The following is a 19,727-nucleotide window of genomic DNA, read 5'->3' as shown; positions in this document are numbered from 1 at the left end:
TTGAGCGCCGTTGCCGTGACAACCTTGCCAGGAGCAGTCCGGCCATGCCTTATGACATTCTCAGGGACAGCATCGCGCTTGAACCGGCGGGCGATGCCATCAGCTTTCACCTGGCCGTCTTCGGGACGGAAAAAACCTGCCGCATCACCGTGACGGCCTTGCACAGCCTGGACCAGGGGCAGGGCGGCGACCTGCTGGCCGTTTTCGACGCCCACCGTCTGCGCATCGGCCAGCGCGCCTTCGCTTGCCTGAGCCGCGACCTGCTGGCCAGCGCTGTGGTCTTGCGGGCACTTGATTTTTAGTTACTATTTCCTGTGCCAATGTCCGTGCCCAGGTCGGATATGGTATTTCCGCACAGATCATCAAGTAAATGCAGGTATGGCTGGACGGAAATGTTACATCTCGGTATTCTGCGCATCAGATACTTATTTCTATACAGAAAAAAGTAAGAGTAGGGTTCGGCTCCGGCGGCAAGACCGGCGGAGCCAGGCACGATCAGGCATGCAAAGGTGAAGTCGCCCGCTTGCTGAGCGATTTGTCTTGTCGGGGCTCGCGGCGGGCAGGGAACAGTGCTGTCATCTTTCAAATAGTAGGAGAGGTTGCTCATGGATGCAGAAAAGGATGTTGTGTACGGTACAGAAGATTTGTTGATGAGTTTGTGCAACTCGGTGGTTCGGGTGCTCAATGTGGCAACGCAAAGCAAGGTCAATTATTCCGGGATGGTGCAGCGCATCACCAAGACGGGATTGAAGCCCGATATCGGTTGTTTCGTCATGTTCGACGGCGGTTTCACGGGCCTGGTGGTGCTCAATTTCGCCGCCGATACGGCGATGGAAATCTACGAGCGCTATATGTTGCACATGGGTATGCCGAAGTCCGAGCTGGCCAGCTTCTACACGTCGGACGAGGTGTCGAACATCATGGGCGAGCTGATGAACCAGATCGTGGGCGACTTCACGGGCAAGGTGCGGCGCGAGCTGCAAACGAATATCACCCAGAGCCAGCCGAAAATGCTGGTGCTGAACAAGCAGGTGATGCTCAGCGTCGATACGCCGCTGGACCGCCCGGAAATGCGCCGCGTCACTTTCTATACGGAAAAGAATAACATTTTCTATCTGGAACTGGCGATCGACCGTACCGAGTTCATCAAGCTGCACGATTTCGACTCGCGCGAAGTCGACGCCGACTCGCTGATGGATAGCGAATACGCGAACCGCGAACGCGACGCCGCCCCGGCACCGGCGGTGGAGCCGGAAGACGACGACAACGCCGACCTGCTCAAGTCCCTGGGCATGTAAGCAGCCGTGCCTGAACGTGGCCGGCGGCAGGTTTGCCGCCGGCCACTGCCGTTTACGGCCGACAAGGCTTTGCCCCGGGCTCGTCCCTGCGCGATCACTTCCCCTGTTGTTGCGGCAACGTCAATGTTTCCATGCGGCGCATGCCGACCATGCCGCTATGCTGGCTGTCATCGAGCGACCAGTACTCGAGCGCATATGCATAACTGCCGTCGAGGATGGTCAGCGTTTCCCTCTGGCGGCCGTTGGGCGCCTTGTAATACAGGCGCCGCGCGGGCCTGCCGTCGACCGTCTGCTTGAACGCTTGCGGTGACATCGTGACGCGCTTGCCCGTCTTGCCCGCCATCGACATCGCCGTGATCGTCACGTAGGCCCTGTCCGGGCAGCGCGCCAGCAGGTGCGCACCGCTCAGCACGGCAGGATGCGTTTGATCGAGCGGGAAGCCGAACGGTTGTACGCCGACGATATCGCGGCAATCCATCTGCTGCGCCAGGACCGTCAGCGCGGCCGGGTCGAGCGCGCTGGTGTAGTGTTTTTCTTCGGCCTGCGCCTGTCCCAGCGCCCAGCGGCGCTCCAGTTCGGCCAGCGAAATGTCGCTGGACACGGGCAGCGGCGCGGGCGCGTCGGGGTCGGCCGCACTGGATGTTTCCGCCTGCATGCGCGCGGCGACAGAATGGCTGCTCCCGGCCGTGCCATCGAGGGCGTGGGCGCATGGCGCGGCACCGGCGAGGGCCATCGCCAGCGATAAGACCGTATGTTTCAGCATGAAAGCTCCTGCAATCTGAAGTAAAACGACATGCATTGTGTCTCAGATCGCCTGCGCATGCGCGTGCCTTTCCTTTAACGTGCAGCCATCGCCGACGCGATTTCGATCGAACTCAGCTTCCAGTCCCACAGGCCATGGCGCTGCAGGACCAGCGCGCCTTGCTGCGCATTGCCATCCTTGGCGCGCACGACGAAGGTGTTCACGCCGGCATAGCCTGCCGAATACGCGGCCTTTGTCTGCGCGCCATCGGTCGGCGCGTCCGCATCCGCCTGCGGGCTGACGGCGCTCTTGTTGACGAGGGCGACGACGCCGGCGGGCGAGACCATGGCATCGACCATCTTGCCCAGCATGGCGCCGGCGATCGACTGGCCCAGGGCGGCCAGCGGATTGCCGCTGCCGGCGGTCGCTTCGATGCTGCGCGCCATGCTCGCTTCGAGCTGGGTCTTGACGCTGGCGCGCAGGGCGGGGAAGTCCACGTGCGCGGCCAGGGCGTCGGCGTTGCGCTCGGCCAGGGCGGTCTTGATCTGGCGCAAGGCGTAGTACGGCGAAGCGTAGGCGGTGGCGGCGATGGCGATGGCCGCCACGGCGGCGGCGATGGTGATTTTTTTCAAGTGATGCCTGTGAAGTAAGGAGTGGGGAACGGGAGGCAAGCAGGGAGGCAAGCAGCGTATCGGCTAAATGAAAATGCGGCAATCATATTTTCTTGCCATCATCCACCCTGTGTTTCGCCGCAGTGGCTGCCCTTGCCCTTGCCGGGCCACTATAGAGTGGAAGAGGGTGGGTGCTGTATAATGGAAGAAAAGTACTTAACTAGCTGTTTTCACTGAATAAAGACCCAATATCACATGCTATCAACCGCAAATATTACGATGCAGTTTGGCGCCAAGCCATTGTTTGAGAATATCTCCGTCAAGTTCGGCGACGGCAACCGCTATGGCTTGATCGGCGCCAACGGCTGCGGCAAGTCGACGTTCATGAAGATCCTCGGCGGCGACCTGGACCCTTCGGGCGGCAATGTCATGCTCGATACCAACGAGCGCCTGGGCAAGCTGCGCCAGGACCAGTTCGCGTTTGAAGACATGCGCGTGCTCGACGTCGTCATGATGGGCCACACGGAAATGTGGGCCGCCATCCAGCAGCGTGACGCGATCTACGCGAACCCGGAAGCGACGGACGACGACTACATGCAGGCGGCCGAACTGGAAGGCAAGGTCTCCGAATACGACGGCTACACGGCCGAATCGCGCGCCGGCGAACTGCTGCTGGGCGCCGGTGTCGCCATCGAGCTGCATCAAGGCCCGATGAGCAACGTTTCGCCAGGCTGGAAGCTGCGCGTGCTGCTGGCACAGGCCCTGTTCTCGAACCCGGACATCCTGCTGCTCGACGAGCCGACGAATAACCTGGACATCAACACGATTCGCTGGCTGGAAGACGTGCTCAACGAGCGCAATTCCACCATGATCATCATTTCCCATGATCGCCACTTCCTGAACCAGGTCTGCACCCACGTGGCCGACATGGACTACGGCACCTTGAAGATTTATCCGGGCAACTACGACGAATACATGTTCGCCTCGACCCAGGCGCGCAACCAGCAGCTGGCCAACAACGCGAAAGCGAAAGACAAGGTTGCGGAATTGCAAGAATTCGTGCGCCGCTTCGCCGCCAACAAGTCGAAGGCGCGCCAGGCCACGTCGCGCGCCAAGCAGATCGAAAAGATCAAGGTCGACGACATCAAGCCTTCGTCGCGCGCCTACCCGTTCGTGCGTTTCGACGGCGAAAAGAAACTGCACCGCCTGGCCGTGGAAGTCGAGAACATCTCGAAAGGCTTCGATCGCCAGCTGTTCAAGAATTTCAGCATCATGGTCGAGGCGGGCGAGCGCATCGCCATCATCGGCGCCAACGGCGCCGGCAAGACCACCATGCTGCGCTGTATCGCGGGCGATATTGCCGGCCTGCAGCCGGACCAGGGCCGCGTGAAGTGGGCGGAAAACGCCAACGTCGGCTACATGCCGCAAGATCCGACGGAAGATTTCGCCAAGGATACGAACCTGACCGACTGGATCGGCCAGTGGACGAAAGAGGGCGACGATGACCAGGCCGTGCGCTCCATCCTGGGCCGCTTGCTGTTCGGCGGCGACGATGTGAAAAAGGCCGTCAAGGTACTGTCCGGTGGCGAGAAGGGCCGCATGATGTACGGCAAGCTGATGCTGGGCCGCCACAACGTGCTGATGCTCGATGAGCCGACCAACCACATGGACATGGAATCGATCGAATCGCTGAATATCGCGCTGGAAAAATACGCGGGCACCCTGATCTTCGTCTCGCATGACCGCGAATTCGTGTCCTCGCTGGCGAACCGCATCATCGAGATCAAGGAAGATGAAGTGGTCGATTACCGCGGCAACTACGAAGACTATTTGAAGAGCCAGGGTATCGATTAACGTTGCGTCGGATTACGCGCTGTGCGCTAATCCGACCTACGTCAGATGCAAGCGGTCAGTTGGGTAGGTCGGATTAGCGGAGCGTAATCCGACATGACGGGGCCAGCTAGCCAGCCACCCAGCACCACACCGACGCGCCGCGGTCCTTTCGTTCCGGCGCACCTGCTTTATTGCAATCGTGCCGGTCTATCCCGTTTTTGTTTGACACAGCCATGCAAACTTTAGCCATCAAATCCGTCGAGTATGAACACCCACAAGACGGAGCCAGCTGCACCGCCCACGCCTGGGCACGCACGCCAGCGACGCCGTCCCCGGCTGAAAAAGCCGAACTGATCACGCGCATCAAGCGCTTGCTGATCGAGCGCGAAGCCGTGCTCGTTGCCCACTATTACGTTGATGCCGACCTGCAAGACCTGGCCGAAGCCACGGGCGGCTGCGTCTCCGACTCGCTGGAAATGGCCCGCTTCGGCCGCGACCATCCGGCCAAGACTTTGGTCGTGGCCGGCGTGCGCTTCATGGGCGAAACGGCCAAGATCCTCAGTCCCGAAAAAACCGTATTGATGCCCGACCTCGACGCGACCTGTTCGCTCGACCTCGGCTGCCCGGTCGATGAATTCACGGCCTTCTGCGACGCCCATCCGGACCGCACCGTCGTCGTCTACGCCAACACCAGCGCGGCCGTCAAGGCGCGCGCGGACTGGATGGTGACGTCGTCGATCGGCCTCGATATCGTTGCCCATCTGCATGCGCAGGGCAAGAAAATCCTGTGGGCGCCGGACAAGCACCTGGGTTCGTATATCCAGAAAGAAACGGGCGCCGACATGCTGTTGTGGCAGGGTTCCTGCCTGGTGCACGACGAATTCAAGGGCATCGAACTCGATCTGCTCAAGGAAGAGTATCCACACGCCAAGGTGCTCGTGCATCCGGAGTCGCCCGCCAACGTGGTGGCGCTGGCCGACATGGTCGGTTCTACGTCGCAAATGATTGCGGCAGCGCAAACCATGGATACGGACACGTTTATTGTCGCCACCGACAACGGCATCCTGCACAAGATGCGCGCGGCCGCGCCCGGAAAGCGCTTCATCGAGGCGCCCACGGCCGGCAACAGCGCCACGTGCAAAAGCTGCGCGCACTGCCCGTGGATGGCCATGAACGGCTTGCTGAACCTGGCGCAAACGCTGGAAAACATGCACAACGAAATCCATGTCGATCCCGCCGTCGGCCAGCTGGCCGTGCGCTCGATCAATCGCATGCTCGACTTCGCCGCCGCCAAGAAGGCGGGCCTCCAGCCAGGCGCAGACCTGGCTAAAGAAACCACATTGTTCCAAGGAATCGGTCCAGCATGAGTACCCTCGTTAATTCTTTCGCTCCCTTCGATCCCGCGCTGGCGCGCGCCTTTGAAGGCAATCTGCTGGCCGCCTTGCTGGAAGACGTGGGCCAGTGCGACCTGACGGGCGAGCTGGTGCCGCCCGACCAGATCGTCACGGCCCGTGTCATCGTGCGCGAAGCGGCCGTGCTGTGCGGCGCGCCGTGGTTTGAAGGCATCATGAAAAGCCTGGACCGCGGCATCGACATCGTTTGGCATTACGCCGAAGGCGACATGATGACGGCCGACAGCGTCGTGTGCACGATCCAGGCGCCGGCGCGCGCCCTGCTCACGGCCGAGCGCAGCGCCCTCAATTTCCTGCAGCTGCTGTCGGCCGTGGCCACGGCCACGCGCCGGTATGTCGATGTGATCGCCGGCACCAAGGCGTCCATTCTGGACACGCGCAAGACCTTGCCGGGCCTGCGCCTGGCGCAAAAGTATGCGGTACGCGTGGGCGGCGGCAAGAACCAGCGCCTGGCCCTGTACGACGGCATCTTGATCAAGGAAAACCATATCGCGGCGGCGGGCGGCGTCAGCCAGGCCCTGGAAAACGCGCGCAACCTCGACGCGGGCGTGCCCGTGCAGATCGAGGTGGAAACCCTGGCGCAATTGCAGGAAGCCTTGGACGCGGGCGCCGTCTCCGTGCTGCTCGACAACTTCAGCAACGACATGCTGCGCGAGGCCGTGGCCTTGACGGCAGGGCGCGCCTTGCTCGAAGCGTCGGGCGGCATCAATGCCGACACCGTGCGGGCGATTGCCGAAACGGGCGTGGACCGCATCTCGATCGGCAGCCTGACCAAGGACGTGCGGGCCACCGATTACTCCTTGCGCATCGTCGGCTGATGACGGAAACGGCGCGGCGCGCGGTGCGCAGGCGGCTGCTGGGCCTGGCCTTGCTGCTGTCCGCGCCTGCGCTGGCCTTGCCCGCGCAGGCGCGCGAATTGCTGGCCGTGGGCGCGCAGTTCGAGCGCGTCTTCGAATACCAGGCCAGCGGCGAGTATGGCGGCCTGGGCGCGGAACTGCTGCGCCTGATGGCTGCGCGCACGGGCAACACCGTGCGCTTCCGCATGGTGCCGTGGGCACGCGCGCAGGCCATGCTGGTGCAGGGCCAGGCCGATATCCTGATCGGCCCCTACAAGGCACCGGAGCGCATCGCCGGCATGGCGTTTTCCGACAAGCCGTTTTACCAGGACCAGATCGTCTTCTACACGCGCCAGGATGCCAGTGTCGGCTGGGATGGCGACTATGCGGCGCTGAAGAACCGCCGCGTGGTGCTGCTCAATGGCTGGGCCTATGGCGCGGACTGGGAGCGCGTGCGGCCCGGCCTGCAGGTCAGCGTGGCCAATACCGTGGAAAATGGCTTGAAGATGCTGGTGCATAACCACGTCGATGTCTTCGTCAGCAACCGCCGCAATACCGACCCCGTCATCGCGCGGCTCGGCTATGAACGCCAGGTCAAGCCGCTGCCCAAGGTCATCGAAGTACAGAACGGTTATTTCGCCTTTCCCCGCTCGCCCCATTTCGACAGGCTGCGCCTGCAGTTCGACCAGGAATTCGCCAGCCTGATCGACAGCGGCGAACTGAAAAAACTGGGCAAGCGCTACGACGTCAGCCTGCCCTGACGCCAGCCTATCTGCGCCGTATTTGACGCGACTCAAGCGTCCGGCATGGCCGGCTTCTACCCTGTAAGCAGGCAGCGCAACACTGCCCATCACGCCGAGGGGGAATGCCATGAAGACGCACCGTTTCACCAACATGCTTTGCGCCGGTCTTGCCATCGTGCTGGCCGCAGCCCTGTTTGCCTGCGGCGGCGGCCATCATCACCATCCCCCGCCGCCTGCAAGCGCCTATGCCGTCACCAGCCTCGTGTCCGACACGGCGGCCTTGCCGGCCGCACACACGGACGCCAATCTCGTCAACGCCTGGGGCGTGGCCTTCAATCCGCGCGGCTTCGTCTGGGTGGCCGACAACGGCACGGCCAAGTCCACGCTCTACGATGGCAATGGCGTGCCGCAATCGCTGGTGGTCGACACGCCGGCGGGACCGACCGGCATCGTGTTCAACGGCACGCAGGACTTCAAGCTCAGCCAGAACGGCGTGACGGCACCCAGCCCCTTCATCTTTGCCAGCGAAAGCGGCAGCATTTCCGCCTGGTCGCCATCGGTCAGCCCCACGACGGCCGTGGTCGTGTTCGACGGCAGCGCCGGCGGCAGCGTCTACAAGGGCCTGGCCATCTCGCGTTATGCGAACGCCAATTATCTGTATGCGGCCGATTTCCACAACGGGCGCGTCGATGTCTTCGATGCCAATTTCGCCAGGGTCAGCTTGCCCGGCGCATTCAGCGACCCCGGCTTGCCGGCCGGCTATGCGCCGTTCGGCATCCAGGCCAGCGGCGAACGCATCTTTGTCGCGTACGCGAAGCGGGAGGCGAGCGGCGACGATGAAGAGGCGGGCGCCGGCTTGGGCATCATCAATGTGTATGACACCAGCGGTAACTTGCTCAAGCGCCTGGTGAGCGGCGGCGCCCTGAATGCGCCCTGGGGCATGGCGCTGGCGCCGGCCGATTTTGGCAGTGCCAGCAATATGTTGTTAGTGGGGAATTTCGGTGACGGCAAGATCAATGCCTATGACCCGTCCACGGGCGCCGCCGGCGGTCCGCTGCGCAAGGCCGACGGCACGCCGCTGGTGATCGATGGCCTGTGGGGCATCGCCTTCGGCAATGGACTCAACAGCCAGCCTCTGAATACCCTGTTCTATGCGGCCGGGCCGAACGACGAGACGCACGGGCAGTACGGGCGCATCGACTTGAAGTAAAGGCAGTCCGGGCCTGCCCGTGCAGCCTTGGGGGCGGCACGGGCCAGGGCGCTGTGCCGCGCCTGGTCTGCGGGCGGTTTACAGCTGGCGCGCCTCGAAGGTATTGCACTGTGAAATCTGGCCGCTCTCGATGCCCTTGCTGAACCAGCGCACGCGCTGCTCCGACGTGCCGTGGGTAAACGAGTCCGGCACGACATGGCCTTGCGACTGGCGCTGCAGCGCGTCGTCGCCGATGGCCGTGGCCGCCTTGAGCGCCGTTTCCACGTCGCCCTGCTCGAGGATCTTGCGGTCGGCGTTCGCGTGGTAGGCCCACACGCCGGCAAAGCAGTCGGCCTGCAATTCCAGGCGCACGGACATGGCGTTGGCCTGGCGTTCCGATTGCGTGTGGCGCGCCTGGTCGACTTTTTCGGACAGGCCCATCAGGTTTTGCACGTGGTGGCCCACTTCATGCGCGATCACGTAGGCCTCGGCAAATTCGCCCGAGACCTTGAAGCGCTGCTGCATCAGATTGAAGAAATCGAGGTCCAGGTAGACTTTCTGGTCGCCGGGGCAGTAGAAGGGGCCGCTGGCGCTCTGGCCCGTGCCGCAGGCCGTCGGGACGCTGCCCGAGAACAGCACCAGCTTGGGTTTCACGTAGCTGCCGCCTTCGGCCTTGAACAGGGCGCTCCAGGTGTCTTCCGTATCGGCCAGCACGGTCCGCACGAAGCGGGTCATCTCGTCGTTTGCCGGTGCCTGGCGCGCAGGCGCTGGCTGGGTGCTGACCTGGCCGCCACCGCCGCTGAGCAGGTTGAGCAAGGTCAAGGGATTGACGCCCAGCACATACGAGCCGACGAGGGCGATGACGATGGTGCCGATGCCGATCGAGCGGCCGCCAAAGCCGAAGCCGCCACCACCCCCTCCGCCGCCATCCTCGCCACGGCGGTCTTCCACATTGTCGCTTTCGCGATTGCCTTCCCATTTCATGATCTTTACTCCTGCTGCGATTGTGCAATTGATTGGTGACGCCGCAAGCTGCTTGATGCGACGAATCTTGTTATTATCGCAGTAAACCGCGCCGCGACAGGGGCGACAATGTTACGCTTTGCAACTTTCCAACGACATCACAACAGGTGCGCGCATGGCATTGGCCAACGATACACGTATTTCCCCCACGGCGCTGGTCCAGGCGCAACTGGACGCCTACAACGAACACGACGTGCCTGCCTTGCTGGCCATCTATGCCGATGACGCACAGCAATTCCAGCACCCGGACATCTTGCTGGCACAAGGCAGTGCGCAGATCGGCCCCCGTTTCGCGGCCCGTTTCGCCGCCAGCCGGCCGCAGGCGCAGTTGCTCAACCGCATAGCCTGCGGCAAGCTGGTGATCGACCATGAGATCGTCCATGGCGACACGGACGATGGCGTGTCGGCGCAGGAACTGGTGGCGACCTATGAGGTGGAGCAGGGGCGCATCGCGCGCGCCTGGTTCAGCTTTGGCGCCCTGACGCGCCTGCGCGTGGCGCTGCCGGCCGATGTGCCCGCCATGAACGCGCTGATCGCCCGTTCCGGCGTGGCGCTGAGCGCGGGCTTTTATAGTATGGAGCAGGCCGAGGCCGTGACGCGCCACGTGTTCGGCGTCGATACGCAGCTCGTTGCCGACCAGACCTATTTCCTCATCGAGCGGGACGGCGCCATGCTGGCTTGCGGCGGCTGGAGCCGGCGCGCCACCCTGTACGGCGCCGACCGCGCGAAGAGCGGGCCGGACCCGCTGCTCGACCCGGCCAGCCAGCCCGGGCGCATCCGCGCCTTCTTTGTCGAGCCGGCTAGCGCGCGCCAGGGCCTGGGCAGCATGCTGATGCGCCATTGCGAGCGCCAGGCGCGGGCGGCCGGCTTTGCGGCGCTGGAACTGGCCGCCACCTTGCCCGGCGTGCCGCTCTATCTGGCCAGTGGCTTTGCCGTGACGGAAGATTTTCATCTCGACTTGCCAGGTGACATCAAACTGCCGCTGGCGCGCATGCACAAACGGCTGTAAGGCCGCTTACCAGGGCAGCGGGGCCTGTTCGCCGTTGCCGTGCTCGCCGTAGTAGAGCGAGGGCAAAAAGCGCGACAGATAGGTAAATTCGCTGTAGCAATGGCGCAGCAAGTTCAGGCCCAGCACGTCGGGCACGTCGCGCACGGGGTCCAGGCTGTTGCGACCTAGCAAGAAGCGGCTGCGCAGCACGCAGCCTGTCGGCGTGTCGCGCGTCAGGTGCAGCATCTCGCCATCGAGCGGGTCGCCTTGCCCATCGAGTTCCACGTGGTCGCCAAAGCCGATGCGCGCGCAGATGGCGGCCGACAGGGCGCCGCTGGCCTTTGCCTGCTGCAGTTGCGCCGGATCGAAGACTTCCATCGGATCATGGAATTTCAGCTTGGCTTTCACGGGCGGAATGTCGCCCAGCGATTCCACCGCTTCGATCGAGGCGCCGTAGTAATTCTCTCCTTTTTTCCAGCGGCTGTCCCAGCCGTGATGCGCCACGTGGTCGTGCGGATGCCACCACTTGATGTGCTGCGTCGTCTCGAAGAAAGTGAACCACCAGTCCAGCATGCGCCCGCTGCAGCCGTGCAGTTCCGTGCGCGCCGCCACCAGCAGGCAGCCGTCGGGTAGGCGCGTGACGCCCGTTTCCAGGTGCAGCGGAAACGGGTCGAGCAAGTCGCCCGTGCGGGCGATGGTCCAGGGATGTTCATGGTGGCGCGTGTCAGTCATGTCGTTCTCCTTTGTTTGGGTGAGGCCATTATATATTAAAGAAACGAACTACGTTTCCTAAATATTTTTCAGTGTAGAATTGGCCATCGATCAAGGCAGGAGCAGGCATGCAGGAAACAGAACAGGCACCGTTGCGGGGGCGGGGCCGGCCGGCCCGTCCACCCGGGGAGGCGCGCGAGGCGGCCGTGCAGGCGGCCACCTGGCTGCTGCTGCACGAAGGCTATGCGGCCACGACCATGGAAGCGGTGGCGCGCCACGCGGGCATGGCGAAGAAGTCGCTGTATCAGTACGCGGCCAACCGCGAGGAACTGGTGGCGCTGGTGGTGCGCGGCTGGACGGATGCCTTCTTGCCGGCCATGGCGCACGATGCGGCCGCACAGGCCGAGGTCTTGCCCCTACTAAAAGAGATCTTGCAGGCGATGGCGGCGCGCGTGCTGACAGCCGATGCCGTGGGCCTGTTCCGCCTGCTGTGCACGGAGTTTCCCGCCCGTGCCGAGCTGCTGGCCGTGTACCAGCGCAACGGCATCGAGCGGGGCACGGCCCTGCTGGCCGACTGGCTGGCCCGGCAGGCCGCGCGCGGCCATGTGACGCTCGATAATCCGTCTGAGCTGGCCGGCTTGCTGCTGGCCATGGTGATCGCCGAGCCGCTGCGGCAGATGGCGCTGGGGCAGCTGGCGCCCGTGCCGGCCTGGGATGCGGCGCCGCGCATCGACGCCGCGCTGCGATTGCTGGCCGGCCAGGCGTTCAAGGCGGCTGGTGCTTCAGCGCCTCGCGGTAGCTGAGCGGCGACAGCCGCAGGCGCTGGGCGCCGGCAAACGCCGCCACGGCCTCGGGCGCGTGGCGCGCGTAATCGCGCAGGGCCCAGCCGATGGCCTTGCGGATGAAAAACTCGTCTTCGTGGGCCAGCGCCAGGGCCGCGTCGAACAGCCAGCGTGCATCCGTATCGCCGCGCCAGCCCAGCTGGTGCAGCATGGCGATGCGGCGCAGCCAGAAATCCGCATGGCGCAAGGCGCCCTCCATGTGCGCATGGCCGTCGCCGCCGCGCCGCAGTTCCGCCTGCAGCACGTCGCCGACGATGCCGGCCATGCCGTCCACGCTGTCCCACCACGCGCGCTGGCGCGCCAGGCCGAGCAGGGCGGGGAGGTGAGCGATGCCCAGCTGGCGCCGGTGCATGTCCAGCATGTCGAGCGCCACGTGCTGGTATTCGCGTTCGGGCTGCTGCCACAGCCGTTGCGCGTGTTCCAGCAGCGCCTCCGCCCCCACGCCCTTCAAGCCCGCCAGCAAGCCCCTGGCGGCCAGCCGCCGCCGCGGCGCCGCCACGCCCAGGAAGACGAACTGGTCGCGCATATACGCCTGCATGGGCTCTGCGCGGCCCGGTTCGGCGGCCGCTTCCAGCGCGGCTTTCAATTCTGCATGTAGATTCATGGCATCTCCAGGCGTAAAAAAAGCGCTCCAGGGAGCGCTCTTGTCCAGCTAGCCAAACGACTGATAGAAGCGTAGCGAGCGGCAGCGATTTGTGGCCGAGACGCGCAACCGTACGGATGGTACGGTGAGCATCGCAGGCCGCAAGTCACGAAACGCAGCAGGCTTGATCGGGTATTCCAGCCAAACGGCTGATAGAAGCGTAGCGAGCGGCAGCGATTTGTGGCCGAGACGCGCAACCGTACGGATGGTACGGTGAGCATCGCAGGCCGCAAAGCGCGACGCGCAGTAGCTTATATCAGGCGTTTTTATTGGATCTTGGCCTTCTTCATCAGTTCATCGCGGTAGGCGGCGAGTTTCTTCTGTTGCAGCGACTCGGCCACCTGGCCCTTGACTTCTTCCAGCGCCGGCAGCTTCGTCGGACGGGTTTCTTCCAGCTTGATCACGTGGAAGCCGAATTGCGATTGCACGGGCGTTTGCGTGACCTGGCCTGGTTTCAGGGCGACCATGGCGTCGGAGAATGGCTTGACGTAGGAAGCCGGGCTGGCCCAGTCCAGGTCACCGCCATTGGCAGCGGAGCCGTCTTTCGATACTTTCGCCAGTTCTTCGAACTTGGCGCCGCCTTTCAGCTTGGCGATGATGTCTTTCGCTTCCGCTTCGGTGGCCACCAGGATGTGGCGCGCATGGTATTCCTTGTCACCTGCCTGGGCCTTGAACTTGTCGTACTCGGCCTTGATTTCAGCGTCCTTGACCGGGTTTTTCTTGACGTAGTCGGCCAGCAGGGCATTGATGATGATGCTTTGGCGGGCGTTGTCCAGTTGCGCCTTGACTTCAGGACGGGTGCCGTAGCCTTGTTTGTCGGCTTCCTGGATCAGCACTTCGCGGCCGATCAGGTCTTTCTTGATGGCTTCGCGCAGTTGTGGCGAATCGGCTTGCTTGCCTTGGGCGACGACTTGCTTGACAACCTGGTCGACGCGCGACGATGGGATGGCCTTGCCATTCACGGTGGCGACGTTTTGTGCGAACGCAGGGATCGCCACGACGGCGACCAGGGCTAAGATCAGGCGGGCTGGCTTCAAAATCATGTTCATTCCTATAAATATACAAAGATCGCGCCTGGCGGGCAGTGCGCATTCAAACGCAGAATACACGACCGGCGCCGAAAAGGGCGCCGGGGTGGTCAGTTCTTATTGAACTTTCGCTTTTTTGATCATTTCTTCCTGATACGCCTGCAGTTTCTTTTGCTGCAGCGCTTCAGCGATCTGTGGCTTGACTTCTTCCAGGGTCGGCAGTTTTGCCGCGCGGGTGTCGTCCAGCTTGATCACGTGGAAACCGTTAGGCGTTTGCACCGGGGTGTCCGTGACTTGCCCTTTTTGCAGTTTCACGAAGGCGTCCGAGAACACTTTCGGGAACGACGATGGGGCTGCCCAGTCCAGGTCGCCGCCATTGTCGGCCGAGCCCGCATCTTTCGATTGCTTGGCCAGGTCTTCGAACTTGGCGCCGCCCTTCAGCTTGGCGATGATGTCCTTCGCTTCGGCTTCGGTCGCCGCCAGGATGTGGCGCACATGGTATTCCTTGTCGCCGGACTGGGCGACAAAGCGGTCATATTCGGCTTTGATTTCAGCGTCCGTGACGGGATTCTTTTTCAGGTAGTCGCCGACCAGGGCGTTGATGACGATGGCCTGGCGGGCGTTCTCGATTTGCTGCTTGACGGCTGCATCTTTACCGAAACCCTTGTTTTCCGCTTCTTGCATCAGCACTTCGCGGCCGATCAAGTCTTTCTTGATCATTTCGCGCAGTTGCGGCGAATCCGGTTGCTGGCCTTGGGCGACGACTTGCTTGACGACTGCATCAACGCGCGACGATGGGATAGGCTTGCCATTTACAACAGCAACATTTTGCGCAAAAACAGGTACCGCGACAACGGCGAGTAGTGCGATCAGCAAGCGGGCTGGCTTAAAAGTCATTATTAAATCCTGTTAGGGAAAGTTTCGTAAAAAACGCATGGAAGAAATGGCGTGCACGGCGTTTGTTGATGCGCCGTGCCGGAACCTCCCGGCACGCCAAAAACGCCATCCGTATCGCACTTCTCATACTTCGGACGGCGCCAATGCAACAATAGCCAATGCATGTATCTCATTATGCATCATATCGTGCACGGAATCATACACCAGACGATGGCGCATGACGAGCCTGAGCCCCTCAAATTGGCTAGAAATAATGCGAAGATTGTAATGGCCTCCGCCCGAGGCGGCGCCCGCGTGGCCCCGGTGGCGCGCCGAGTCGTCTTCCAGCACGCATTCCACGGGGGAAAGTGCCGTTTCCAGGCGGGAGCGGATGCGCTGCATGCGCGTTTCCGGCGAGTTCGTCACTGTGTTCATGCGTCTTCCTTGATATGTTTGGCCAGGAACAGCGTTTGCGCCACGATGAAGGCAAAGAAAATGCCCGTCGCGCCGAACGCCTTGAAGCTGACCCAGGCCGCCATGTCGCCCTTGTACAGCACGAAGGCGACAAACAGGTTCAGCGCGCCGATGGCGCCGAAGAAAATGATCCAGGCAGCGAGCAGCTGGTTCCAGACGGCGTCGGGCAACTGCACTTGCGCTTCCATGGTCTTGCGGATCAGGTTTTTCTTGAAACCCACGTGGGCGATCAAGAGGGCCAGGCCGGACAGCCAGTAGATCAGGGTCGGCTTCCATTTCAGGAAGAAATCGTCATGCAGGTAGATGCTGGCGCCGCCGAACACGACAAAGATGAACAGCGACAGCCACAGCATGCCGTCCACCTTGCGTCCGCGCAGCAGCAGGTAGCTGACCTGGCAGGCGGTGGCGACGATGCCGACCAGGGTGGCGAGTATCCACGGCGCCTGGTCGGCCTTGATCAGGCCGCCGGACACGAAGCCGGATAAATAGTGCTGCACGAAATCGTGCGTGGCCGTTTCATACATGCCGCCCAGTTTGAACGCGGCGAAGAAGGCGATCAGGGGGAAGAGGTCGAATAGAAATTTCATGGCGAGACTTTACTATGAGCGTGGTGTAAACATCTTAGGAATGACTTAGGAGCAACATTCTTGTTCCATCGCCATTCCCTGGGCATCAAGGCTGGGGATCGAAGCGCAGCGAGGCCGAATTGATGCAATAGCGTAAACCGGTGGGCGGCGGGCCGTCCGGGAAGACGTGGCCCAGGTGGGCGTCGCAGACGGCGCAGACGATTTCCGTGCGCACCATGCCATGGCTGCGGTCGACAATCTCCGTCACGTTGGCCGGGTCCAGCGCCTGGAAATAGCTGGGCCAGCCGCAGCCGGAGTCGAATTTCGTGTCCGACGCGAACAGGGGCGTGTTGCAGCAGACGCAGGTGTAGACGCCGTGTTCATGGTGGTCCCAGAACTTGCCCGTGAAGGCGCGTTCCGTGGCCGCGTGGCGCGTCACTTCGTATTGCATGGAATCGAGCATGGCGCGCCATTCGGCATCGGTTTTCTTGACTTTATTCGTGGTCATGGTAGTACCTCAGGATGAGCAACTGACTTCAAGGTGGCTGGCCCAGTCGGGCGGCAGGGCCGCATAGTGCTGGTGTTCCGGCTGTTCGTCAAATGGCTTTTGCAAAATTTCCAGCAATTTCGCCACTTCCGCGTAATCTTGCTGCTGGGCTTGCTCGATGGCCACTTGCGCCAGGTAGTTGCGCAGCACGTATTTCGGGTTGACGCCATTCATGGCCGCTTGCCGTTCGGCATCGACGCTGTGCTCCAGCAGCAGGCGCGCGCGGTAGGCGGCGGCCCACGCATCGAAGGCGGGGCGGTCGATGAACATGTCGCGCAGCACCGTGTCATGTTCGGGTGCCGCCACCTGCAGTGTAGACAAGGCGCGGAAAAAGTTCGTGAAGTCGACGTGATTGGCTTGCATTAGCGCAAACATGTCATCGAATAAACGCGTATCGTCTTCTTGTGCAGTGCACAAACCCAGCTTGGCGCGCAGCAAGGCATTCATCTTGTCGGCAAACGCGCCCTGGTAGCTGTCCAGCGCGGCCTGCGCCAGTTCCACTTCGCCGATCAGCGGCAGCAGCGCCTGGCCCAGCGCATAGCAGTTCCAGTGGCCCACCTGCGGCTGGTTCTCGTACGAGTAGCGGCCCTGCTGGTCCGTGTGGTTGCAGATGTGCCCGGCATCGAAGGCTTCCATGAAGCCGAAGGGGCCGTAATCGAGGGTCAGGCCCAGGATGGACATATTGTCCGTGTTCATCACGCCATGCATGAAGCCGACGGCTTGCCACTGCGCGATCATGTGCGCCGTGCGCACGCACACTTCGGCCAGCAAGGCCTGGTATGGATTGGCGGCCGCGCGCAGCGCGGGATAGAAGCCGTCGATCACGTAGTCGGCGAGGATTTTCAGTTCGTCCGGCTTCTTGCGGTAAAACCAGTGTTCGAACGAGCCGAAGCGCACAAAGGTGGGCGCCATGCGCGTCACGACGGCCGCCGTTTCCACCGTTTCGCGCAGGATGCCTTGCTGCGAACCCATGATGGCCAGCGCGCGCGAGGTGGGGATGCCCAGCGCCGCCATGGCTTCCGAACACAGGAATTCGCGGATGGACGAGCGCAGCACGGCGCGTCCGTCACCCATGCGCGAATACGGCGTGGCGCCCGCGCCTTTCAGCTGCAGCTCCATCGGGCCGTGTTCCGTGGCGATATCGCCGAGCAGGATGGCGCGGCCATCGCCCAGCTGGCCGGCCCAGACGCCGAACTGGTGGCCGGAATACACGGCCGACAGCGGCTGCGAGCGTTCCGCCACCGTATTGCCGCTCAGCAGCTCCACATAGTCGGCTTCGGCCAGGCGCGCGGGATCGACGCCGATCAGGGCTGCTGCCGGCGCGCTGGCGGCGACGAAATAGGGCGAGGGCAGGGGCGTGGGCATCAAGCGCGTGTGGAACGCGGGCGGCAAGGCCGCGAATGAATTGTCCAGTGGTAAGGTATGAGCGGTGATGGCAGTTCCATTCGATAAAAGGCGCGCCGGCAGCGGACGCTGGCCTGGAACGGCGATTTTACCGCAGGCCGGCGCCGCGTGCGCCGTCCGCCGATTTCCCCGCCTGGCCTGGCGCGCGCGCACCGGAAAACGGAATCAAGAATTCCATGCTGCGGTGCAATATCGAAATGCGTTGACCATTTCCGCACGACCGTACGAAACTAGCTCCCGTCAGTTAAAACTCAAGAGTAGATATGGACGCGTGCGTGTTTGCATTTACTCGCCCACCAGGAGACACAATGTCGGCTTTTCCCATGAGTCCAGTAATGGGCCAGATGATGAATCAACCCCTGTTGATTTCCAGCATTATCGAGTTTGCAGCGCGTCATTATGGCGGCAGCGAAATCATTTCGCGGCGCGTGGAAGGCGATATGCACCGCTACACCTACCGCGATTGCCACCAGCGCGCGCGCCGGCTGGCGAACGCCCTGCATGGCCTTGGCGTGGGCATGGGCGAGCGGGTCGCCACCCTGGCCTGGAACGGCTACCGCCACCTGGAAGCCTACTATGCCGTGTCCGGCTCGGGTGCCGTGCTGCACACCATCAATCCACGCCTGTTTCCCGACCAGATCGCCTATATCTCCAATCACGCGCAAGACCAGGTCCTGCTGTTCGACCTGACCTTTTTGCCCGTGGTGGAGAAAATCGCCGCCGACTGCACCTTTGTCCGTCACTTCGTGCTGATGTGCGACCGCGAGCGCATGCCCGCCAGCAGCAGCATCCCCGACCTGCTGTGCTATGAAGACTTGATCGCCACGCATTCGGACGAGTACACCTGGCCCCTGTTCGACGAGAATTCGGCCGCCACCCTGTGCTATACGTCCGGCACGACGGGCAATCCCAAGGGCGCCCTGTATTCGCACCGTTCGACCGTGCTGCACGCCTACGCCTCGGCCATGCCCAGCGCCCTGAACGTGCGCGCCTCGGACACGGTGCTGCCCGTCGTGCCCATGTTCCACGTGAATGCCTGGGGCTTGCCGTATTCCGTGCCCCTGTCCGGCGCGCGCATGGTGTTTCCCGGCGCGGCGCTGGACGGCAAGTCCCTGTACGAGCTGTTCGAGGCCGAGCAGGTGACGTTCTCGGCCGGCGTGCCCACCGTCTGGCTGGGCCTGCTCAATCATGCCTTGCAAAACAAGTTGACATTTTCCAGCTTCCGCCGCACCGTGATCGGCGGCGCGGCGTGCCCGCCGGCCATGATGGATACCCTGATCGACAAGTTCGACATCGAGGTCATCCACGCCTGGGGCATGACGGAAATGTCGCCGCTGGGCACGGCGGGCGGCCTGCAGACCAAGCACCTGGCCTTGCCGAAGGACGAGCAGCGCAAGATCCTGCAAAAGCAGGGCCATGCGATCTACGGCGTGGACATGAAGATCGTCGACGACGACGGCAAGGAATTGCCGTGGGATGGCGTGGCCTACGGCCATTTGCTGGTCAAAGGACCGTGGATCATTTCCTCGTACTACAAGAACGAGGGCGGCGAGGTGCTGCAGGACGGCTGGTTCCCCACCGGCGACGTGGCCACCATCGATGCGGACGGCTATATGCAGATCACGGACCGCAGCAAGGACGTGATCAAGTCGGGCGGCGAGTGGATAGGCACGATCGACCTGGAAAACCTGGCCATGGCGCACCCGGCCGTGCTGCAGGCGGCCTGCATCGGCGTATTCCACCCGAAATGGGATGAGCGCCCCGTGCTCGTGGTGGTGTTGCGTCCCGGCATGACGGTCACGCGCGAAGCGTTATTGCAGTTTTTCGACGGCAAGATCGCCAAGTGGTGGACGCCCGACGACGTGCTGTTCATCGACGCCTTGCCCATGGGCGCCACGGGCAAGATACAGAAGAACAAGCTGCGCGAGCAGTTCAAGGGCCACCAGTTGCCGGGCATGTAA

21 protein-coding genes are annotated in these 19,727 nt (G+C 62.7%); 10 read left to right on the top strand and 11 right to left on the bottom strand.

Annotation, left to right across the window (positions count from 1 at the left end):
• The first annotated feature begins 44 nt into the window (after positions 1–44).
• A complete protein-coding gene (locus AC3RCJ_RS16405; protein ID WP_492958104.1) occupies positions 45–302 on the top strand; it encodes a DUF1488 family protein in 258 nt (85 codons plus the stop codon).
• A gap of 303 nt (positions 303–605) precedes the next feature.
• A complete protein-coding gene (locus AC3RCJ_RS16400) occupies positions 606–1,298 on the top strand; it encodes a DUF3334 family protein (protein ID WP_492958102.1) in 693 nt (230 codons plus the stop codon).
• 94 nt (positions 1,299–1,392) lie between these two features.
• Here the strand turns inward: AC3RCJ_RS16400 and AC3RCJ_RS16395 are convergent, their stop codons facing one another.
• Positions 1,393–2,061 (bottom strand): hypothetical protein, encoded by a 669-nt coding sequence (locus tag AC3RCJ_RS16395; protein ID WP_492958100.1) that lies wholly within the window; start codon positions 2,059–2,061, stop codon positions 1,393–1,395.
• 74 nt (positions 2,062–2,135) lie between these two features.
• Entirely contained in the window at positions 2,136–2,672 is a 537-nt protein-coding gene (locus AC3RCJ_RS16390; protein WP_492958098.1) for a DUF2939 domain-containing protein, read from the bottom strand.
• Positions 2,673–2,906: 234 nt separating this feature from the next.
• Here AC3RCJ_RS16390 and AC3RCJ_RS16385 point away from each other — a divergent pair, with 234 nt between their 5' ends.
• From AC3RCJ_RS16385 to AC3RCJ_RS16365, 5 genes are all read left to right on the top strand, one after another.
• On the top strand, positions 2,907–4,505 hold the full coding sequence (locus AC3RCJ_RS16385) for an ABC-F family ATPase (protein ID WP_131686473.1): 1,599 nt from the start codon (positions 2,907–2,909) through the stop codon (positions 4,503–4,505).
• Between the two features lie 212 nt (positions 4,506–4,717).
• The gene (gene nadA / locus AC3RCJ_RS16380; protein ID WP_492958096.1) at positions 4,718–5,851 is read left to right on the top strand and encodes a quinolinate synthase NadA; all 1,134 of its coding nucleotides are present in this window, start codon (positions 4,718–4,720) and stop codon (positions 5,849–5,851) included.
• Entirely contained in the window at positions 5,848–6,714 is an 867-nt protein-coding gene (gene nadC / locus AC3RCJ_RS16375; RefSeq protein WP_492958094.1) for a carboxylating nicotinate-nucleotide diphosphorylase, read from the top strand. Before nadA ends, nadC begins: the two co-directional genes overlap by 4 nt.
• A complete protein-coding gene (locus AC3RCJ_RS16370) occupies positions 6,714–7,493 on the top strand; it encodes a substrate-binding periplasmic protein (protein WP_492958092.1) in 780 nt (259 codons plus the stop codon). Before nadC ends, AC3RCJ_RS16370 begins: the two co-directional genes overlap by 1 nt.
• 109 nt (positions 7,494–7,602) lie before the next feature.
• Positions 7,603–8,685, top strand: coding sequence for a TIGR03118 family protein (locus AC3RCJ_RS16365; RefSeq protein WP_492958090.1), 1,083 nt, complete (start codon positions 7,603–7,605; stop codon positions 8,683–8,685).
• A gap of 78 nt (positions 8,686–8,763) precedes the next feature.
• Here the strand turns inward: AC3RCJ_RS16365 and ypfJ are convergent, their stop codons facing one another.
• The gene (ypfJ, locus tag AC3RCJ_RS16360; protein ID WP_492958088.1) at positions 8,764–9,648 is read right to left on the bottom strand and encodes a KPN_02809 family neutral zinc metallopeptidase; all 885 of its coding nucleotides are present in this window, start codon (positions 9,646–9,648) and stop codon (positions 8,764–8,766) included.
• Positions 9,649–9,802: 154 nt separating this feature from the next.
• On the opposite strand from ypfJ, the gene AC3RCJ_RS16355 reads away from it, so the two are divergent.
• Positions 9,803–10,696 carry a GNAT family N-acetyltransferase gene (locus tag AC3RCJ_RS16355; RefSeq protein WP_492958086.1) on the top strand — a complete coding sequence of 298 codons (894 nt, stop codon included), beginning with the start codon at positions 9,803–9,805 and terminating at the stop codon, positions 10,694–10,696.
• A gap of 6 nt (positions 10,697–10,702) precedes the next feature.
• On the opposite strand, the gene AC3RCJ_RS16350 is transcribed toward AC3RCJ_RS16355, so the two are convergent.
• Positions 10,703–11,407 carry a DAPG hydrolase family protein gene (locus AC3RCJ_RS16350; RefSeq protein WP_492958084.1) on the bottom strand — a complete coding sequence of 235 codons (705 nt, stop codon included), beginning with the start codon at positions 11,405–11,407 and terminating at the stop codon, positions 10,703–10,705.
• A gap of 107 nt (positions 11,408–11,514) precedes the next feature.
• Between AC3RCJ_RS16350 and AC3RCJ_RS16345 the strand changes: the two genes are divergently transcribed.
• Positions 11,515–12,189, top strand: a complete 675-nt coding sequence (locus tag AC3RCJ_RS16345; RefSeq protein WP_492958082.1) for a TetR/AcrR family transcriptional regulator — start codon at positions 11,515–11,517, stop codon at positions 12,187–12,189.
• On the opposite strand, the gene AC3RCJ_RS16340 is transcribed toward AC3RCJ_RS16345, so the two are convergent.
• The 7 genes from AC3RCJ_RS16340 to AC3RCJ_RS16310 form a co-directional block, all read right to left on the bottom strand.
• Positions 12,152–12,832 (bottom strand): DNA alkylation repair protein, encoded by a 681-nt coding sequence (locus AC3RCJ_RS16340; protein ID WP_492958080.1) that lies wholly within the window; start codon positions 12,830–12,832, stop codon positions 12,152–12,154. The genes AC3RCJ_RS16345 and AC3RCJ_RS16340 overlap by 38 nt on opposite strands.
• 305 nt (positions 12,833–13,137) lie before the next feature.
• On the bottom strand, positions 13,138–13,914 hold the full coding sequence (locus AC3RCJ_RS16335) for a peptidylprolyl isomerase (RefSeq protein ID WP_492958078.1): 777 nt from the start codon (positions 13,912–13,914) through the stop codon (positions 13,138–13,140).
• A gap of 102 nt (positions 13,915–14,016) precedes the next feature.
• Positions 14,017–14,796 carry a peptidylprolyl isomerase gene (locus AC3RCJ_RS16330; RefSeq protein ID WP_492958076.1) on the bottom strand — a complete coding sequence of 260 codons (780 nt, stop codon included), beginning with the start codon at positions 14,794–14,796 and terminating at the stop codon, positions 14,017–14,019.
• 123 nt (positions 14,797–14,919) lie between these two features.
• Complete coding sequence (locus tag AC3RCJ_RS16325; RefSeq protein WP_492958074.1) at positions 14,920–15,210, bottom strand: BolA family protein; 291 nt, start codon at positions 15,208–15,210, stop codon at positions 14,920–14,922.
• Positions 15,207–15,836, bottom strand: coding sequence for a septation protein A (locus AC3RCJ_RS16320; RefSeq protein ID WP_492958072.1), 630 nt, complete (start codon positions 15,834–15,836; stop codon positions 15,207–15,209). The genes AC3RCJ_RS16325 and AC3RCJ_RS16320 overlap by 4 nt, the downstream gene beginning before the upstream one ends.
• 85 nt (positions 15,837–15,921) lie before the next feature.
• Entirely contained in the window at positions 15,922–16,323 is a 402-nt protein-coding gene (msrB, locus tag AC3RCJ_RS16315; protein ID WP_034756083.1) for a peptide-methionine (R)-S-oxide reductase MsrB, read from the bottom strand.
• Positions 16,324–16,332: 9 nt separating this feature from the next.
• Positions 16,333–17,829: a protein adenylyltransferase SelO gene (locus tag AC3RCJ_RS16310; protein ID WP_492958285.1), complete on the bottom strand. Its 1,497-nt coding sequence runs from the start codon at positions 17,827–17,829 to the stop codon at positions 16,333–16,335.
• Between the two features lie 245 nt (positions 17,830–18,074).
• Between AC3RCJ_RS16310 and AC3RCJ_RS16305 the strand changes: the two genes are divergently transcribed.
• Positions 18,075–19,727, top strand: a complete 1,653-nt coding sequence (locus AC3RCJ_RS16305; RefSeq protein ID WP_492958070.1) for a 3-(methylthio)propionyl-CoA ligase — start codon at positions 18,075–18,077, stop codon at positions 19,725–19,727.

This window comes from Janthinobacterium sp. GW822-FHT07H11 (genome assembly GCF_058798615.1).
The sequence above is the reverse complement of the archived record's forward strand: the minus strand, read 5'-3'. Positions and strand labels throughout refer to the sequence as shown.

What these genes read in the sequence shown, in the direction of transcription:
- AC3RCJ_RS16405 (WP_492958104.1), top strand. Translation starts at nt 45, where the DNA reads ATGCCTTATGACATTCTCAGGGACAGCATCGCGCTTGAACCGGCGGGC.
- AC3RCJ_RS16400 (WP_492958102.1), top strand. Translation starts at nt 606, where the DNA reads ATGGATGCAGAAAAGGATGTTGTGTACGGTACAGAAGATTTGTTGATG.
- AC3RCJ_RS16395 (WP_492958100.1), bottom strand. Translation starts at nt 2,061, where the DNA reads ATGCTGAAACATACGGTCTTATCGCTGGCGATGGCCCTCGCCGGTGCC.
- AC3RCJ_RS16385 (WP_131686473.1), top strand. Translation starts at nt 2,907, where the DNA reads ATGCTATCAACCGCAAATATTACGATGCAGTTTGGCGCCAAGCCATTG.
- nadA (WP_492958096.1), top strand. Translation starts at nt 4,718, where the DNA reads ATGCAAACTTTAGCCATCAAATCCGTCGAGTATGAACACCCACAAGAC.
- nadC (WP_492958094.1), top strand. Translation starts at nt 5,848, where the DNA reads ATGAGTACCCTCGTTAATTCTTTCGCTCCCTTCGATCCCGCGCTGGCG.
- AC3RCJ_RS16370 (WP_492958092.1), top strand. Translation starts at nt 6,714, where the DNA reads ATGACGGAAACGGCGCGGCGCGCGGTGCGCAGGCGGCTGCTGGGCCTG.
- AC3RCJ_RS16365 (WP_492958090.1), top strand. Translation starts at nt 7,603, where the DNA reads ATGAAGACGCACCGTTTCACCAACATGCTTTGCGCCGGTCTTGCCATC.
- ypfJ (WP_492958088.1), bottom strand. Translation starts at nt 9,648, where the DNA reads ATGAAATGGGAAGGCAATCGCGAAAGCGACAATGTGGAAGACCGCCGT.
- AC3RCJ_RS16355 (WP_492958086.1), top strand. Translation starts at nt 9,803, where the DNA reads ATGGCATTGGCCAACGATACACGTATTTCCCCCACGGCGCTGGTCCAG.
- AC3RCJ_RS16350 (WP_492958084.1), bottom strand. Translation starts at nt 11,407, where the DNA reads ATGACTGACACGCGCCACCATGAACATCCCTGGACCATCGCCCGCACG.
- AC3RCJ_RS16345 (WP_492958082.1), top strand. Translation starts at nt 11,515, where the DNA reads ATGCAGGAAACAGAACAGGCACCGTTGCGGGGGCGGGGCCGGCCGGCC.
- AC3RCJ_RS16340 (WP_492958080.1), bottom strand. Translation starts at nt 12,832, where the DNA reads ATGAATCTACATGCAGAATTGAAAGCCGCGCTGGAAGCGGCCGCCGAA.
- AC3RCJ_RS16335 (WP_492958078.1), bottom strand. Translation starts at nt 13,914, where the DNA reads ATGATTTTGAAGCCAGCCCGCCTGATCTTAGCCCTGGTCGCCGTCGTG.
- AC3RCJ_RS16330 (WP_492958076.1), bottom strand. Translation starts at nt 14,796, where the DNA reads ATGACTTTTAAGCCAGCCCGCTTGCTGATCGCACTACTCGCCGTTGTC.
- AC3RCJ_RS16325 (WP_492958074.1), bottom strand. Translation starts at nt 15,210, where the DNA reads ATGAACACAGTGACGAACTCGCCGGAAACGCGCATGCAGCGCATCCGC.
- AC3RCJ_RS16320 (WP_492958072.1), bottom strand. Translation starts at nt 15,836, where the DNA reads ATGAAATTTCTATTCGACCTCTTCCCCCTGATCGCCTTCTTCGCCGCG.
- msrB (WP_034756083.1), bottom strand. Translation starts at nt 16,323, where the DNA reads ATGACCACGAATAAAGTCAAGAAAACCGATGCCGAATGGCGCGCCATG.
- AC3RCJ_RS16305 (WP_492958070.1), top strand. Translation starts at nt 18,075, where the DNA reads ATGTCGGCTTTTCCCATGAGTCCAGTAATGGGCCAGATGATGAATCAA.